The sequence below is a fragment of the Pseudomonas sp. HMSC065H01 genome, assembly GCF_001815235.1.
In the GTDB taxonomy this organism is placed as follows: Bacteria; Pseudomonadota; Gammaproteobacteria; order Pseudomonadales; family Pseudomonadaceae; genus Pseudomonas; species Pseudomonas aeruginosa.
Genome location: NZ_KV819878.1, coordinates 18710 through 34093 on the forward strand (window position 1 = coordinate 18710; position 15384 = coordinate 34093).

The following is a 15384-nucleotide window of genomic DNA, read 5'->3' on the forward strand; positions in this document are numbered from 1 at the left end:
AGCCACCGCTACCGGGTCCTCCGGTAGCGGTCTTCCGACCAGCCGGAATCGCATATCCTAGGGGTTTACCCTCGCGGCCGGCCCGACATGCGATTCAACAGGAAAACCATGCGTTCACTCTTCTGGCGAATCCTCGCCGCCTTCTGGCTGGCCCTGCTGCTGGTCGCCGGGCTGTCCATCCTGCTGGGTCGTGCGCTGAACCAGGACACCTGGATCATCGCCCGCCATCCTGGCCTGAAGGATCTCGCCGAGCAGTGGACCGCCCTCTACGAAGAACAGGGCAGCTACGCGGCCCAGGGCTTGCTGGAGCAACGCCGTCGCGACTACGGGATTTCCATCCAGGTGCTCGATGAAAGCGGCCAGCGCCTGGTCGACGGCACCTACCTGCCGCGCCCCCACCACCGCCCGCCGCGCACCAGCGACCGCAACCTGCCGCGCTTCCCCTGGCGCCAGCTGAGCCAGGAATACGTCAGCCCGCAGAGCAACCATACCTATCTGTTCATCTACCGCATCCCGCACCCGGAGCTGGAGGCCTGGCACCGCGGCAGCCTGCTCTGGCCGCTCAGCGCGCTGGGCATCGCACTGGTGGTGCTGACCCTGTTCAGCCTGCTGCTGACGCTGTCCATCACCCGTCCGCTGAACCGTCTGCGGCGCGCCGTGCACGACCTCGGCCAGACCGCCTACCAGAAGGACAGCCTGGCCCGCCTGGCGCGGCGCGGCGATGAACTGGGCACCCTGGCGCGCGATTTCAACCGCATGGGCGAACGCCTGCAAAGCCTGATCGGCAGCCAGCGTCAGTTGCTCCGCGACGTATCCCACGAACTGCGCTCGCCGCTGGCGCGCCTGCGCATCGCCCTGGCCCTGGCCGAACGCGCCGAACCGGAAGCGCGGGCGCAGATGTGGCCGCGCCTGGAACAGGAATGCGACCGCCTGGAAGCGCTGATCGGCGAGATCCTCGCCCTCGCCCGGCTCGACGCCGAACCCGGCGCGAGCCAACGGATCGCCCTGCTACCGCTGCTCCAGCGGCTGCGCGAAGACGCCCTGCTGCTGGCTCCGGAACAGGATATCCGCCTGGAGGTGGCGCCTGACCTGAGCATCGACGGCTGGCCGGACATGTTCGAACGCGCGGTGGACAACCTGCTGCGCAACGCCGTGCGCTTCAACCCCGTCGGCCAACCCCTGGAGGTGCGTGCCAGCAGCGCCGGCGACTACCTGCGCCTGAGCGTCCGCGACCATGGGCCAGGCATCGCCGCCGAACTGCAGGAGCAGTTGGGCGAGCCGTTCTTCCGCGCACCCAACCAGAGCAGCCCGGGACACGGCCTGGGCCTGGCCATCGCCCGCCGCGCCATCGAGCGCCACGGCGGGCACCTGCGCCTGGGCAACCATCCCGACGGCGGCTTCATCGCCACCCTCAGCCTGCCGCTACGGCGCAAGGCGACCGAATGACGCCGCGCCCAGATGAACAATTCCCCAGGAGCATCCGGCATGACTCTTCCCGCTTCGTTGTTCCTCGATGAACACCCGCTCGCCCAGGCCATCGCGCCGCCGCCGGAACCTCCCGGCGACGAACCGCAATCGCTGGTCCTGGCGGTCGAGCTGGGACAGGTCGCCCAGCAACTGCGGCATCGCTGGGCGCGCCTCGACCTGAACCTGCCGGAACGCGGCACCTGGCCGCTGGAAAGCTGGCGCCCGGCCTTGCACGAGGCGCTCTACGGCCTGCTCGGCGGCGCCGCGCAGGCCCGCCCGTGGCAGCGCATCACACTGAATCCGGCGCTGGACGCACGCCACGGCCGGCTGCGCCTGGACATCCTCGGCCAGGCGGAAGAAGGCCGGCGCTGGCTGCCGGCGGCCGTGGAAGCCGCCCGACGACTGGCCGGCTGGCAGGGCGGACGACTGCTCTGGCACGCCCAGGGCGCGTATTGGTGCGTACGCCTGCTGTTGCCGCTCAGCCCGGCCAGGCGCTGACGAAGGCCGACGGGTCGAGTTCCGCCGGCGTGCGCAACTCGCCCATCGGCGTACCCAGGTAGACGAAGCCGATGATCCGCTCCTGCTCGCCGAGCCCCAGGCCGGCGTGCACCACCGGATCGGTGGCCATCTCGCCGGTCCGCCACATCGCCCCCAGTCCCTGGGCATAGGCGCCCAGCACCAGGCCGTGGGCGGCGCAGCCGGCAGCCAGCAGTTGCTCAGCGTGCGGCACCTTCGGGTGGTCCTGCAGGCAAGCGACCGCCACGACCAGCAACGGTGCGCGCAGCGGCATGTTGCGGGCCTTGGCCAGCGCTTCCTCGGCGGCGTCCGGCTGGCGGCTCGCCAGGGCGCGGGCGTAGAGGTCGCCCAGGGCCCGGCGGCCTTCGCCCTCTACCAGGATGAAGCGCCAGGGCCGCAGTTGCCCGTGGTCCGGGGCACGCAAGGCGACCCGGAACAGCCGGTCGAGCTGCTCCGGCGAGGGCGCGGGATCGCTCAGGCGGGCGTGGGAAACGCGAGTGAGCAAGGCGTCGAGAGCCTCCATGGGCGAACTCCTGTCAGAAACGAAATCGCCATTGTAGACGCAATCGCCAGGCTCACGCCCGCTCTCAGGCGACCCGTCCCGGCGCCAGGTGCGGCTGCAGCGGCGGGGTCAGCGGCGGCAGGCCGTAGGCGGCACGCGCGGCATCGCAGGCCGGGTTGGGCTGGCCGTTGGCCCAGGCCGCCTCGAACTCGCGGCAGGTACTCGAGCGCTGCTCGTAGACGGTGCAGCGAACGCCGCAACCGACCTCGCCGAGCAGCCCGACGCAGCGTGCCGGCTTGTTCTCGGTACCGCTCATGGCAACCATCTGCGGGCTGATGCGGACGGTCAGTTCGTCGGGTACGACGCCACCTGCGGAACGGCACTCGCCCCAATAGAAAGACACACGAAAATGCGCACAGCAGGCGCCGCAGGTAAGACACGGATTGTCAGTGGACATGGTTGGCAGAACACCAGAGAAACCGGCGAGCGCCGGCGGGCGAAGCGAGATTCTAGCGATTTCGCGGCAGCTGTGAAGAGGGGGGCAGCGGCAGATTTACTCTCCGCGGACGGCTGGTAGAATGGCCGGTCCGCCACAGCCCAGAGCCCCACGATCCATGGCCTTGCCGACCCTACGTATCCTCGGTTTCATCATCGGCATCTTCCTGATCACTCTGGCCGCCAGCATGCTGGTCCCGATCCTGACCATGCTCGCCTTCGACCGTACCGAAGGCATCCAGGCATTCATCTGGTCCAGCGTCGCCACCTTCGTCACCGGCCTCGGCCTGGTCCTGCCGGGACGTCCCGAGCATGTCCACCTGCGCCCGCGGGACATGTACATGCTCACCGTATCGAGCTGGGTGCTGGTATGCATCTTCGCCGCCCTGCCGTTCGTCCTGCAGCAGCACATCAGCTACACCGATGCCTTCTTCGAAAGCATGTCGGGAATCACCGCCACCGGCTCCACCGTGCTCAGCGGGCTGGACGACATGTCCCCGGGCATCCTCATCTGGCGCTCTCTGCTGCACTGGCTGGGCGGCATCGGCTTCATCGCCATGGCCGTGGCGATCCTGCCGATGCTGCGGATCGGCGGCATGCGCCTGTTCCAGACCGAATCCTCGGACCGCTCGGAAAAGGTCCTGCCACGCTCGCACATGGTCGCCAAGTACATCGTCGCCACCTATGTCGGCATCACCCTGCTCGGCAGCCTGGCCTTCTGGGGCGCGGGCATGAGCCCGTTCGACGCGGTCAACCACGCCATGTCGGCGATTTCCACCGGCGGTTTCTCCACCTCCGACCAATCCCTGGCCAAGTGGAAGCAGCCAGCGGTGCACTGGACCGCGGTAGTGGTGATGATCCTCGGCAGCCTGCCGTTCGCGCTCTACGTCGCCACCCTGCGCGGACACCGCAAGGCGCTGATCAAGGACCAGCAGGTCCGCGGCCTGCTCGGCCTGCTGCTGGTGACCTGGCTGCTGATGGGCACCTGGTACGCGGTAACCTCCAAGCTGCCCTGGATGGATGCTTTCCGCATCGTCGCAGTGAACGTCACCTCGGTGGTCACCACCACCGGCTTCGCCCTCGGCGACTACAGCATGTGGGGGCACTTCTCGATCATGCTGTTCTTCTACCTCGGCTTCATCGGCGGTTGCTCCGGTTCTACCGCCGGCGGTATCAAGATCTTCCGCTTCCAGGTCGCCTATACCCTGCTCAAGGCCAACCTCTACCAGTTGATCCATCCGCGCGCAGTGCTCAAGCAGAACTACAACGGCCATCGCCTGGACGAGGAAATCGTCCGCTCGATCCTGACCTTCTCGTTCTTCTTCGCGATCGTCGTCTGCCTGCTCGCCCTCGGCCTGTCGCTGATCGGCCTGGACTGGATGACCGCCCTCACCGGCGCCGCCAGTACCGTGGCCGGCGTAGGCCCGGGGATGGGGCCCATCATCGGCCCCTCGGGCAACTTCGCCAGCCTGCCGGACGCCGCCAAGTGGCTGCTGGCCGCCGGCATGCTGCTCGGTCGCCTGGAGATCATCACCGTGCTGGTCCTGCTGACCCCGGCGTTCTGGCGCCACTGAGCGCTCACGGGCCTGTCTGCAATGGCTCTACTCAGGGACTGAAAAGCCGGTGTAAGCTTCTGCACCATGACGACACAGCCGCAACCCGGCCACGTGAGCCTGGATAGCTCCACCCAGCCCGCCCGCGTCAGAGCCATAGGTGATTGGACGCTCGCCCACTACACGGCTCTGGAGCGCGAGGTGACGCGCCTGCGCAGCGAAGTGGCGGCCAACGCCAGCTTCGACCTGAGCCAACTGGGCGCCCTGGATACCGCCGGCGCCGCCCTGCTCGCCGAATTGCTCGGCGCCGAGCGCCTGGCCGACCTCGCCGAGCTGGAGCCCGGCCTGCCGCGCGAGCGCCAGGCCCTGCTGAAGACCGTCGGCCACGCCCTGCACGACTTCTGCGAGCCGGAGAAACCCAAGCCGCCAACCACCGCCATCGAACTGCTGGCTCGCATCGGTTGTGCCATGGAGACCTTCTGGCTGCACCTCAAGGCACTCCTCGGCTTCATCGGCCTGACCCTGGAGACCCTGTTCCGCAGCCTGGTCCGCCCTGCCAGTTGGCGGGTCACGCCGCTGGTGGCGAACATCGAGAAGAGCGGCCTGGACGCGGTGCCGATCATCGCCCTGCTGACCTTCCTGGTCGGCGCGGTGATCGCCTTCCTCGGCGCCACGGTGCTGGCCAACTTCGGCGCGACCATCTACACGGTCAACCTGGTGGTGTTCTCCTTCCTCCGCGAGTTCGCCGTGCTGCTCACCGCGATCCTCATGGCCGGCCGCACCGCCAGCGCCTTCACCGCGCAGATCGGCTCGATGAAGGCCAACGAGGAGATCGACGCGATCCGCGCCCTCGGCCTCAACCCCATCGAGCTGCTGGTGCTGCCGCGGGTGCTGGCGCTGCTGGTATCGCTACCGATGCTGACCTTCGTCGGCATGCTCTGCGGCATCGTCGGCGGCATGACCGTCTGCGCCTGGACCCTGGACATCCCGCCGGCGATGTTCCTGTCGATCATGGAGGACGGAATCGGCGTACAGCATTTCCTGGTCGGTATCAGCAAGGCCCCGCTGTTCGCCTTCCTGATCGCCGTGATCGGCTGCCTGGAAGGCTTCAAGGTCAGCGGCAGCGCCCAGTCGGTGGGCGAGCACACCACCACCAGCGTGGTCCACTCGATCTTCGTGGTGATCCTGCTCGACGCCCTCGCCGCGCTGTTCTTCATGGAGATGGGCTGGTGAACCAGGACAACCCGCAGGCGATCATCCAGGTCCGCGACCTGTGCAACCGTTTCGGCGCCCAGGCGGTCCACGAGCACCTCGACCTCGACGTCCGTCGCGGCGAGATCCTCGGCGTGGTCGGCGGCTCCGGCACCGGCAAGTCGGTGCTGCTGCGCAGCATCGTCGGCCTGCGCCGGCCGACCTCCGGCAGCGTGCGGGTGTTCGGCGAAGACCTGCTGCAACTGCCAGAGGAGCGCCGCTCCCTGGTCGAACGGCGCTTCGGCGTGCTGTTCCAGCAGGGCGCGCTGTTTTCCTCGCTTACCGTGGTGGAGAACGTCGCCCTGCCGCTGATCGAGAACGCCGGCCTGCCGCGCGCCGACGCCGAGCACCTGGCCCAGGTCAAGCTGGCCCTGGCCGGGCTACCGGCCAACGCCGGCGACAAGTATCCGGCCTCGCTTTCCGGCGGCATGATCAAGCGCGCCGCCCTGGCCCGCGCCCTGGCGCTGGACCCGGACATCCTGTTCCTCGACGAGCCCACCGCCGGCCTCGACCCGATCGGCGCGGCGGCCTTCGACAACCTGATCCGTACCCTGCGCGACGCCCTCGGCCTGACCGTGTTCCTGGTCACCCATGACCTGGACACCCTGTACACCATCTGCGACCGGGTCGCCGTGCTGTCGCAGAAGAAGGTCCTGGTAGTCGATACCCTGGAACGGGTCGCCGCCACCGACGACGCCTGGGTCCGCGAATACTTCCACGGGCCGCGCGGGCGCGCCGCCCACCAAGCCGCCGCCGTGCCGGAGAATCACTGAGATGGAAACCCGAGCCCACCATGTGTTGATCGGCCTGTTCAGCGTGATCGTGATCGGCGCCGCCCTGCTCTTCGGCCTGTGGCTGGCCAAGTCCGGCTCGGAGGGCAAGTTCAACTACTACGACATCGTCTTCAACGAAGCGGTCAGTGGCCTTTCCCAGGGCAGCTCGGTGCAGTACAGCGGGATCAAGGTCGGCGACGTGGCCTTCCTCCGCCTCGATCCGAAGGACCCGCGCAAGGTCTGGGCACGCATCCGCGTGGTGGCCAGCGCGCCGATCAAGCAGGACACCACCGCCAAGCTGGCGCTCACCGGGATCACCGGCACCTCGATCATCCAGCTCAGCAGCGGCACGCCCGCCAGCCCGATGCTGGAGGGCAAGGACGGGAAGATCCCGGTGATCGTCGCCACGCCCTCGCCGCTGACCCAGTTACTGAGCAACGGCGAAGACCTGATGGGCAACATCAACCAGCTCATCGCGCGCTTCAGCAACCTGCTCTCCGAGGAAAACACAGCGCGCATCAGCCGCACCCTCGACCATCTCGACCAGGCCACCGGCGCGCTCTCCGCCGAGCGCGAGAACGTCAGCGCGGTGATGCAGCAGTTGGCCCAGGCGAGCAGGCAGGCCAACGCCGCCCTGGCCCAGGCCAGCGAGTTGATGCGCAGCGCCAACGGCCTGCTCAACGAGCAAGGCAAGGGGATGCTGGAAAACGCCAACAAGACCATGGCTTCGCTGGAGCGCACCAGCGCCACCCTCGACCAGTTGATCAGCGAGAATCGCCACTCGCTGGACGGCGGCATCCAGGGACTCGCCGAGCTGGGCCCGGCGGTCAGCGAACTGCGCGATACCCTGGCGGCACTGCGCGGAATCAGCCGGCGCCTGGAAGAGAACCCGGCGAACTACCTGCTGGGCCGGGAAAAAACCAAGGAGTTCACCCCATGAGGCTCGCCCTTCGCCCGCTGCGTCGCCTGTCCCTGGCCGCCGGCCTGGCCGCGCTCGCCACCCTCGGCGCCTGCTCGATCCTGCCGGAGGCGCAGGTCCTCCAGGTCTACCTGCTACCGGTGCACAACCCTCCGGCCAGCGCCGCCGCGCGGCCGGTCGACTGGTCGCTGCGGATCGCCCGGCCGCGTACCAGCCTGGTGCTGGAGAGCCCGCGCATCGCGGTGCGCCCGCACGGCGACGAAATCAGCGTGTACCAGGGCGCGCGCTGGAGCGATCCGGCGCCGTCGCTGCTGCGCGATCGTCTGATGCAGGCGTTCCAGGCCGACGGCCGGGTCCGCGGCCTGAGCAGCGACGACAGCAACCTGCAGGCCGATTTCGAACTGGGCGGCGACCTTCGCGCCTTCCAGACCGAGTACCCGAACGGCCAGGCCAGCGCGCTGATCCGCTACGACGCGCGCCTGGTGCGTACCGACGACAAGCGCGTGGTCGCCAGCCGGCGTTTCGAGGTCAGCCAGCCGGTGGATGGCAAGAAGGTCGCGGCGGTGGTCAGCGCCTTCGGCAAGGCCGGCGATACGCTGTCGGCCCAGGTTCTCGACTGGACCCTACGCCAGGCCTCGGCGCAACCCGCCGTGCAGCCCTGAAGCGTCCCGCCTGGCCTGGCGACTAGCCCGGGCGCTCCTGGCGGCGCGCCCGGTATTCGTTGGGCGTGCAGCCGAACCAGCGGCGGAATGCCCGGAAGAAATTGCTCGGATCGGCGAAACCCAGCAGGTAGGCGACTTCCAGCAAGGTCAGGCCGGGCTGCTGGAGATACTGTTCGGCCATATCCCGGCGCGTGTCGTCGAGCAGTTGCTGGTAGCTGGTGCCTTCTTCCTGGAGGCGCCGTTGCAAGGTGCGCTGCGACAGGTGCAGCGCCTGGGCCACCCGTTCGCGCTTGGGTTCTCCCTGCGGCAGCAGCCGGCACAAGGTCTGCCGGGTCAGATGGGTAATGCGGCTGGTACTGAAACGCGCCAGGTATTCGCCGGCGAAGCGATCGTGCAACTGGGCCAGCGCCTCGTTGGCCGAGGGTAGCGGCGTCTCGAGGTCGACGCGGGAAAACACCAGCGCGAACTCCTCGGCGTGAAAGCGCAGCGGCGCGCGGAACAGCTCGACATAGGGTGCCAGCGGCTCGCGGGGCGCGCCGGGCAGTTCCACCGCCAGCGGGTCCAGCGACCGGCCGGTGATCCAGCGGACCATGTCCACCAGGTAGGCCAGCGAGCATTCGGCACTCTGCGGTGGCGCCGGCAGGCGATCGCCATGCACCGTGACGCCGATTCGATAGCCCTGCGGCGTGCGGCGGAAAGTCAGGTCGGACGCTTCCGCGATGATCCGCTGGTAGCGCTCCAGGCGCGCGAAGCCTTCCGCCAGGTTGCGGCTCGACATCAGCGCATAGCCGACGACGTGGAAAGCCGGGCGCCGGACCCGGGCGATGTTCAGGGCGATCGCCGGGTTGCCGCTGAGCGCCACCGCACGCTGCCACAGACGGCTCATGGCGTCCTGCGGGAAGCGCGCGTCGGGGTCCTGCAAGGCCTGGTAGTCGAGGCCCAGCTCGGCGAACAGCTGGCGTCCGTCGAGGCCTTCCAGCTCCAGGGCGAGGACGATGCCCTGGACCCAGCTGGACAAGGTTGTACGTTCCGGCATCGGTCTCTTCTTGTTCTGGCGGGAGGCACGCCGACCGTCGTCCGGCCTGGCGGCCCAAGGATACTAAACTGGCCCTGTATGTCATCCGCGACATCGTGCGGCCCGCACTACACTGCGCGGACACAACGAGAGGAGGCATTCCATGAGCAGCCCTGATGACGAGCGTTTCCACAGTTTCGCCGAGTTCTACCCCTACTACCTGCAGGAACACAGCAACGCGGTATGCCGCCGCCTGCACTACGTCGGCAGCCTGCTGGTGCTGGCGGTGCTCTTCCACGCCGTGGCCAGCCAGCAGTGGCTATGGCTGCTGGCGCTGCCGCTGGTGGGCTACGGCTTCGCCTGGGTCGGCCACTTCGTCTTCGAGAAGAACCGCCCGGCCACCTTCAAGTACCCGCTGTGGTCGTTCATGGGCGACTGGGTGATGCTCAAGGACGCTTTCACCGGCCGCATCCGCTTCTGACCCATCCGCGCGGCTGGCCCTCGGGCCGGTCGCTCCCCCGGGACGACCGTCGGTCCCGGATCGGCGCGCTTTCCTGAACTATCGATCAGCTGTCACTGGCCGCCGCGCAAACGCTTGGTTAAGATTCCGCCAGCAACCTGGCCACCCGCCATTCCCCAGGCGGAAAGCTCACGAGGCCGAGCCGGGACGAAAATACACAGGGATCCTCTCCAGCGCATGAAGCCTACCCTCCCCGACCGCTCGCCGACGAGCCGGTCCGTCGCGTCCATGCGTGAATACTATTCGCGCGTGCTGGCCTATATCGCCTGTGGCGCCAGCATCGCGGCGGGAACCTACACCCAGTATTTCAGCTACGGCATCCTCTGGATGGTGCCCTATGCGCTGCTCTACCCGCACCTGGCGTACCACCTCGGCCAGCGCTTCCGCCAGCACGACCCGCGCAAGGTGACCCGCGCCCTGCTCGCGGTCGACGCCGTGCACTGTGGCCTGGGCATGGCGCTGCTCGGCTTCTCCGTGGTGCCCAGCCTGATGTTCCTGCTGGTGCTGAGCTTCACCGCGCTGGTCATCGGCGGCCTGCGCCTGCTCGGCATGGCCTTGCTGGTATCGGCCAGCAGCGCCCTGCTGGTCGCCGTGCTCGTCGCCCCGCCGCTGCTGGGCAATACCCCGGTCGAGGTGGCCGCGGTCAGCATCCTGTTCTGCGGACTGTACATCTGCATCACCGCCTTCTTCGGCCACCAGCAGGGCCTGCGCCTGGCCCAGGTGCGCCAGGAGATCGCCCGCGAGCAGGAAAAGGCCGCGCGGCTCGCGCGCAACCTGGCCAAGTACCTGTCGCCGCAGGTCTGGGAAATGATCTTCAGCGGCAAGAAGAGCGTGCGCCTGGAAACCCAGCGCAAGAAGCTCACCGTGTTCTTCTCCGACATCCGCGGCTTCACCGAGCTATCCGAGGAACTGGAAGCCGAGGCCCTGACCGACCTGCTCAACAACTACCTCAACGAAATGTCGAAGATCGCCCTCAAGTACGGCGGCACCATCGACAAGTTCGTCGGCGACTGCGTCATGGTGTTCTTCGGCGACCCCAGCACCCAGGGCGCGAAGAAGGACGCGGTGGCTGCGGTATCGATGGGCATCGCCATGCGCAAGCACATGAAGGTGCTGCGCCAGCAGTGGCGGGCCCAGGGCATCACCAAGCCGCTGGAAATCCGCATGGGCATCAACACCGGCTATTGCACGGTGGGCAACTTCGGCGCCGACACGCGCATGGACTACACCATCATCGGCCGCGAGGTGAACCTCGCCAGCCGCCTGGAAAGCGCCTCGGAAGCCGGCGAAATCCTCATTTCCCACGAGACCTACTCGCTGATCAAGGACGTGATCATGTGCCGCGACAAGGGCCAGATCGCGGTCAAGGGCTTCAGCCGCCCGGTGCAGATCTACCAGGTGGTGGACTCGCGCCGCGACCTCGGCGCCGCGCCCAGCTACGTCGAGCACGAACTGCCCGGCTTCTCCATGTACCTGGACACCAACAACATCCAGAACTACGACAAGGAACGGGTCATCCAGGCCCTGCAACAGGCCGCCGAACGCCTGCGCGACAAGGTCATCCTCTAAGTTCGTCGAACGCCGCCGGCAGTTCGTCGCGCCATTCCGGCGCAGTCCGTGGGCCGCTCGCCTGCAGCGCCAGGAACTCCTCCGCCGAAACCCGCCAGGACTGCTCCCGCGCCCAGCGCCCGCAGGCCTGGCGATCCAGCGCCAGCGCCTGGCGGCAGGCTTCGCCAAGATCCTCGTGCATGACCCCGGTCACGCCCTGCTGCAATACATCCAGCGGCCCCGGCACGGCGAAGGCCGCCACCGGCACGCCACAGGCCAGAGCTTCGAGCATCACCAGGCCATAGGTATCGGTCAGCGAGGGGAACACCAGCACCGAGGCCGCCCGGTAGGCGTCGGCCAGCGCGCGGCCATGGCGGTAGCCGAGAAAACGCGCCTGTGGATAGCGCTGCTCCAGCGCCGCCCGCTGCGGGCCGTCGCCCACCAGCCATTTTTCGCCCGGCAGTTCGAGATCGAGGAACGCCTCCAGGTTCTTTTCCGTCGCCAGCCGCCCGACATACAGGAACACCGGCGGCCGCTCTTTCGCCGGAGGTGTCTCGGCGGGATGGAACAGTTCGGTATCGACGCCCTTGCGCCACAGCCGCAGGTGCTGGAAGCGCCAGGCGCAGAACTCGTCGCGCAGGCGCGGGGTGCTCACCAGCACCGCCCGGCTCGGCCGATGGAAGGTGCGCAGGAAGGCATAGCCCCAGGACAACGGCAGCCACGGACAGCGGTCACGCAGGTATTCGGGAAAGCGCGTATGGATCGCCGAGGTGAAGTCCAGGCCGCGCTTGCCCAGCCAGCGCCGCGCGGCCCAGCCGAGCGGCCCCTCGGTGGCCAGGTGCACGGCATCCGGGGCGAAGGCCTCGATCAGCCCGCCGAGGCGCCAGAGGTTCCAGGCCAGGGGGATTTCCGGATAGCTGGGACAGGGCAGGCAGCGGAAGTCGGCGGGCGACAGCACCCGTACCTGGTGGCCCAGCAGTTCCAGCTCGCGCTGCAGGGCCAGCAGGCTGGTGACGACTCCGTTGACTTGCGGTAACCAGGCGTCGCTGACGATCAATAGCCTCATGCCGCCGGCTCGACCGCCGCGGCCTGCGCCGCCAGCCGCGCCTGCTCCTCGGCCAGGCGGTAGAGCTGGATGCTGCCGTCCCAATGTTCGATCAGCGCCGTGCAGGACTCCACCCAGTCGCCGCAGTTGAGGTAGTCGACGCCCTCGATGCGGCGGATCTCGGCATGGTGGATGTGCCCGCAGACCACCCCGTCGAGCCCGCGCTTGTGGCACTCGTGGGCGATGGCTTCCTCGAAGTCGCTGATGAAGTTCACCGCGGTCTTGACCTTGTGCTTGAGGTACGCCGACAGCGACCAGTAGCCGTAGCCCCAGCGCCGCCGCCAGTGGTTCAGCCAACGGTTGAGGAGCAGGGTGAACTCGTAGGCGGAGTCGCCGAGGAACGCCAGCCAGCGGTGGTAGCGGGTGATCACGTCGAACTGGTCGCCGTGTATCACCAGCAGCTTGCGGCCGTCGGCGGTACTGTGCACCGCCTCGTCGACCAGGCGGATGTTGCCGAGGATCAGGCTCGAATAGCGGCGCAGGAATTCGTCATGGTTGCCGGTGACGTAGATCACCTCGGTGCCGCGCTTGCTCAGGGTGAGCAGGCGGCGGATCACGTTGGTGTGCGCCTGCGGCCAGTAGATGCCGCCGCGCAGCTTCCAGCCGTCGATGATGTCGCCCACCAGGTAGATGCGATCGGCGTGGTAGCGCTTGAGGAACGCCGCCAGGTGTTCGGCCTGGCAATCCCGCGTCCCCAGGTGGACATCCGAGATCCACAGGGTCCGGACCCGCTGCTTGCGGTTCGAGGTGAAGCGTTGCGCGGTGCTCATCGGCGGGTCTCCGACGGTGTTTTTCCGATCTTGGCCGGCGCCGGTGAAACGACTGTGACAGGCCGGCGACCGTTGCGTGACAGGGCCCGGCTGTCTGTCGCCGGCGCCAGCGGGTAGACTGGGCGCCTGCCTCCGGGAGCTTCGCCATGGGTTCGATCCTTTCCCTGCGCCACTACAGCCACGACCAGATCGTCCACAGCCATGACCATGCCCAATTGGTCCTGGGCCTCAGCGGCTGCCTCGACTTCGAGGTCGAGGGGCGCGGCAGCCGCGTGTTGCGGCAGACCTTCGCGGTGGTTCCGGCGCAAGCCCGGCATGCCTGCTCGAGTCCCTCCGGCAGCCGCTGCCTGGTCCTCGACCTGCCCTGCGACGGCAGCCTGCTGCTGGGCCTGGGCGAACACGCCGAAGCCGGCAGGCGGCTGTTCGAGCGACCGCAGGCGCTGTCGCTGACGCCCGCCCAGGGCCAACTGGTGAACTGGCTGGCCAGCGGCCCGATCAACGACCCGGTGATCGCCCACCAGGGCGCCGGCCTGCTCCTCGCCAGCCTGGCCAGCGAGCGCCAGCCGCCGCGCCAGCAGCCCCGCCTGCCACTGGCCAGCCTCGACGCCTACCTCGACCGCCATGCCGCCCATCCGCTACAGGTAGCCGACCTGGCGCGGCTGGCCGGTCTTTCGGTGGCGCGCTTCCACAGCCTGTTCCTCGCCGAGACCGGACAGACGCCCATGGACTACGCGCGCAGCCGACGCCTGCACCAGGCCCACGAACTGTTGCTGGAGAGCAGCCTGGCGGTGGGCGAGATCGCCGCCCGGGTCGGCTACGCCTCGCAGAGCGCCTTCACCGCAGCGCTGGTCCGCGAGTTCGGCGTCACCCCGCGACAACTGCGTCGCGAGTCCCGCGACAAAACCGGCTAGCCGCACGACAGACAAATCCGTCACGACTCCTTACTCTCTGCCCATCGACAGAACAGGAGTCAGCATGGACATCATCGAATGGCAGGATTTCGAACGCGTCGAACTGCGCGTCGGCACCATCCTCAGCGCCGCTCCCAACCCCAAGGCACGCAAACCCGCCTATGTCCTCGAGGTCGACCTCGGACCGCTCGGCCTGCGCACCTCCAGCGCGCAACTGACCGCACACTACCAGGCCGAGCAACTGGTCGGACGCCAGGTCCTCTGCGTCTGCAACTTCGCTCCGAAGCAGATCGCCGGGGTGCGCTCGGAGGTCCTGGTCACCGGGGTCTACGATAGCGAGGACAAGGTGGTCCTGGCCGGCTTCGACAAGCCCCTGCCCAACGGTGCGCGCCTGGCCTGAAGGATCCCCATGAATCGACGTTCCGCCCTCGCCGCCCTGCACGGCGGCGCCCTCCTCTTCGGCCTGACCGGGGTGTTCGGCAAGCTGGCCAGCGCCTCCCCCGGGGTGATCGTGTTCGGTCGTGCGCTGTTCGCGGTGCTCGCCCTCGGCCTCTTCGCCCGCCTCGCGGGCCAGGCCTGGCGCGCCCTGGGACCCGCGCAATGGCTGCGCCTGGCGCTCTGCGGCCTGCTCCTGGCCGGCCACTGGGTGAGTTTCTTCATCGCCGTGAAGACCGCCGGCGTGGCCATCGCCACCCTCGGCTTCGCCAGCTTCCCGGCCTTCACGGTAATCCTCGAAGGGCTGCTCTTCCGCGAGCGCATTCATCTCGCGGAAGGACTGCTGGTGGTCCTGGTCAGCCTTGGCCTGGTGCTGGTCACGCCGAACTTCGACCTCGCCAGCGGCGCCACCCTCGGCCTGCTCTGGGCGATCCTTTCCGGCCTGCTGTTCGCCCTGCTGTCGCTGGCCAACCGTAGCAACAGCGGGCAGGTCGGCCCGGTGCAGGCGGCGCTCTGGCAGAACCTGGTAGTCGCCCTGTGCCTGCTGCCATTCGCGGTCGGCGAATTACCGGCGCTACCCGCTCTCGACTGGCTCTGGCTGGCCCTGCTGGGCGTCTTCTGCACCGGCCTGGCGCACAGCCTGTTCGTGGCCAGCCTGGCGGTGGTCAAGGCCCGCACCGCGGCACTGGTATTCGCCCTGGAGCCGGTCTACGGGATCGCCTTCGCCTGGCTGCTGTTCCATGAGACGCCGGGGCCGCGGATGTTCCTCGGCGGTGCCCTGATCATCCTCGCCATCGTGCTGTCGGCGCGCCTCGGTGCACGGGGCAGGAAAACCGCAGTCGGCGACGAACGAGGCGATCCCGAGCGCGCCTGAATCCGCCCCGGCCGTCACACCGGCAACCATCGAAAGTCCGCAGTGAATAAAAAAACCCGGTCGAACAC

The 15384-nt window shown here is 68.2% G+C and carries 17 protein-coding genes; 12 read left to right on the plus strand and 5 right to left on the minus strand.

Features of this window, described 5'->3' with window-relative positions; translation table 11 throughout:
- Positions 1-108: 108 nt before the first annotated feature.
- Complete coding sequence (locus tag HMPREF3014_RS14440; RefSeq protein WP_003114830.1) at positions 109-1446, plus strand: sensor histidine kinase; 1338 nt, start codon at positions 109-111, stop codon at positions 1444-1446.
- A 39-nt stretch (positions 1447-1485) separates the two neighbouring features.
- Positions 1486-1965, plus strand: coding sequence for a hypothetical protein (locus HMPREF3014_RS14445; protein WP_016852634.1), 480 nt, complete (start codon positions 1486-1488; stop codon positions 1963-1965).
- On the opposite strand, the gene HMPREF3014_RS14450 is transcribed toward HMPREF3014_RS14445, so the two are convergent.
- Positions 1946-2506, minus strand: a complete 561-nt coding sequence (locus HMPREF3014_RS14450; protein ID WP_003119703.1) for a nitroreductase family protein — start codon at positions 2504-2506, stop codon at positions 1946-1948. The genes HMPREF3014_RS14445 and HMPREF3014_RS14450 overlap by 20 nt on opposite strands.
- A gap of 64 nt (positions 2507-2570) precedes the next feature.
- Positions 2571-2942 carry a YkgJ family cysteine cluster protein gene (locus tag HMPREF3014_RS14455; protein WP_003114826.1) on the minus strand — a complete coding sequence of 124 codons (372 nt, stop codon included), beginning with the start codon at positions 2940-2942 and terminating at the stop codon, positions 2571-2573.
- 157 nt (positions 2943-3099) lie between these two features.
- Here HMPREF3014_RS14455 and HMPREF3014_RS14460 point away from each other — a divergent pair, with 157 nt between their 5' ends.
- The 5 genes from HMPREF3014_RS14460 (at position 3100) to HMPREF3014_RS14480 (ending at position 8138) form a co-directional block, all read left to right on the plus strand.
- Positions 3100-4554, plus strand: coding sequence for a TrkH family potassium uptake protein (locus tag HMPREF3014_RS14460; RefSeq protein ID WP_003114825.1), 1455 nt, complete (start codon positions 3100-3102; stop codon positions 4552-4554).
- Between the two features lie 66 nt (positions 4555-4620).
- Positions 4621-5766, plus strand: a complete 1146-nt coding sequence (locus tag HMPREF3014_RS14465) for an MlaE family ABC transporter permease (protein ID WP_003452815.1) — start codon at positions 4621-4623, stop codon at positions 5764-5766.
- Positions 5763-6557 carry an ABC transporter ATP-binding protein gene (locus tag HMPREF3014_RS14470; RefSeq protein ID WP_003114823.1) on the plus strand — a complete coding sequence of 265 codons (795 nt, stop codon included), beginning with the start codon at positions 5763-5765 and terminating at the stop codon, positions 6555-6557. Before HMPREF3014_RS14465 ends, HMPREF3014_RS14470 begins: the two co-directional genes overlap by 4 nt.
- Position 6558: 1 nt before the next feature.
- The gene (locus HMPREF3014_RS14475) at positions 6559-7497 is read left to right on the plus strand and encodes an MlaD family protein (RefSeq protein WP_003114822.1); all 939 of its coding nucleotides are present in this window, start codon (positions 6559-6561) and stop codon (positions 7495-7497) included.
- On the plus strand, positions 7494-8138 hold the full coding sequence (locus tag HMPREF3014_RS14480) for an ABC-type transport auxiliary lipoprotein family protein (protein ID WP_003109195.1): 645 nt from the start codon (positions 7494-7496) through the stop codon (positions 8136-8138). Before HMPREF3014_RS14475 ends, HMPREF3014_RS14480 begins: the two co-directional genes overlap by 4 nt.
- Positions 8139-8160: 22 nt before the next feature.
- Here HMPREF3014_RS14480 and HMPREF3014_RS14485 read toward each other — a convergent pair whose 3' ends face one another.
- Positions 8161-9174, minus strand: coding sequence for an AraC family transcriptional regulator (locus HMPREF3014_RS14485; protein ID WP_003114821.1), 1014 nt, complete (start codon positions 9172-9174; stop codon positions 8161-8163).
- Positions 9175-9316: 142 nt separating this feature from the next.
- Between HMPREF3014_RS14485 and HMPREF3014_RS14490 the strand changes: the two genes are divergently transcribed.
- Positions 9317-9634, plus strand: a complete 318-nt coding sequence (locus tag HMPREF3014_RS14490) for an Mpo1-like protein (protein WP_003114819.1) — start codon at positions 9317-9319, stop codon at positions 9632-9634.
- Between the two features lie 216 nt (positions 9635-9850).
- A complete protein-coding gene (locus tag HMPREF3014_RS14495) occupies positions 9851-11242 on the plus strand; it encodes a protein CyaB (protein WP_003124349.1) in 1392 nt (463 codons plus the stop codon).
- Here the strand turns inward: HMPREF3014_RS14495 and HMPREF3014_RS14500 are convergent.
- The gene (locus HMPREF3014_RS14500) at positions 11232-12287 is read right to left on the minus strand and encodes a glycosyltransferase family 4 protein (protein ID WP_003114817.1); all 1056 of its coding nucleotides are present in this window, start codon (positions 12285-12287) and stop codon (positions 11232-11234) included. The genes HMPREF3014_RS14495 and HMPREF3014_RS14500 overlap by 11 nt on opposite strands.
- A complete protein-coding gene (locus HMPREF3014_RS14505) occupies positions 12284-13096 on the minus strand; it encodes a UDP-2,3-diacylglucosamine diphosphatase (RefSeq protein WP_003091510.1) in 813 nt (270 codons plus the stop codon). The genes HMPREF3014_RS14500 and HMPREF3014_RS14505 overlap by 4 nt, the downstream gene beginning before the upstream one ends.
- 146 nt (positions 13097-13242) lie before the next feature.
- On the opposite strand from HMPREF3014_RS14505, the gene HMPREF3014_RS14510 reads away from it, so the two are divergent.
- The 3 genes from HMPREF3014_RS14510 to HMPREF3014_RS14520 all read left to right on the plus strand — a co-directional run bounded on the left by HMPREF3014_RS14510 (position 13243) and on the right by HMPREF3014_RS14520 (position 15316).
- Positions 13243-14007, plus strand: a complete 765-nt coding sequence (locus HMPREF3014_RS14510; protein ID WP_003114816.1) for a helix-turn-helix domain-containing protein — start codon at positions 13243-13245, stop codon at positions 14005-14007.
- 64 nt (positions 14008-14071) lie between these two features.
- A complete protein-coding gene (locus tag HMPREF3014_RS14515) occupies positions 14072-14407 on the plus strand; it encodes a tRNA-binding protein (RefSeq protein ID WP_003109191.1) in 336 nt (111 codons plus the stop codon).
- A 9-nt stretch (positions 14408-14416) separates the two neighbouring features.
- Positions 14417-15316: a DMT family transporter gene (locus HMPREF3014_RS14520; RefSeq protein ID WP_003116401.1), complete on the plus strand. Its 900-nt coding sequence runs from the start codon at positions 14417-14419 to the stop codon at positions 15314-15316.
- Positions 15317-15384: the final 68 nt, after the last annotated feature.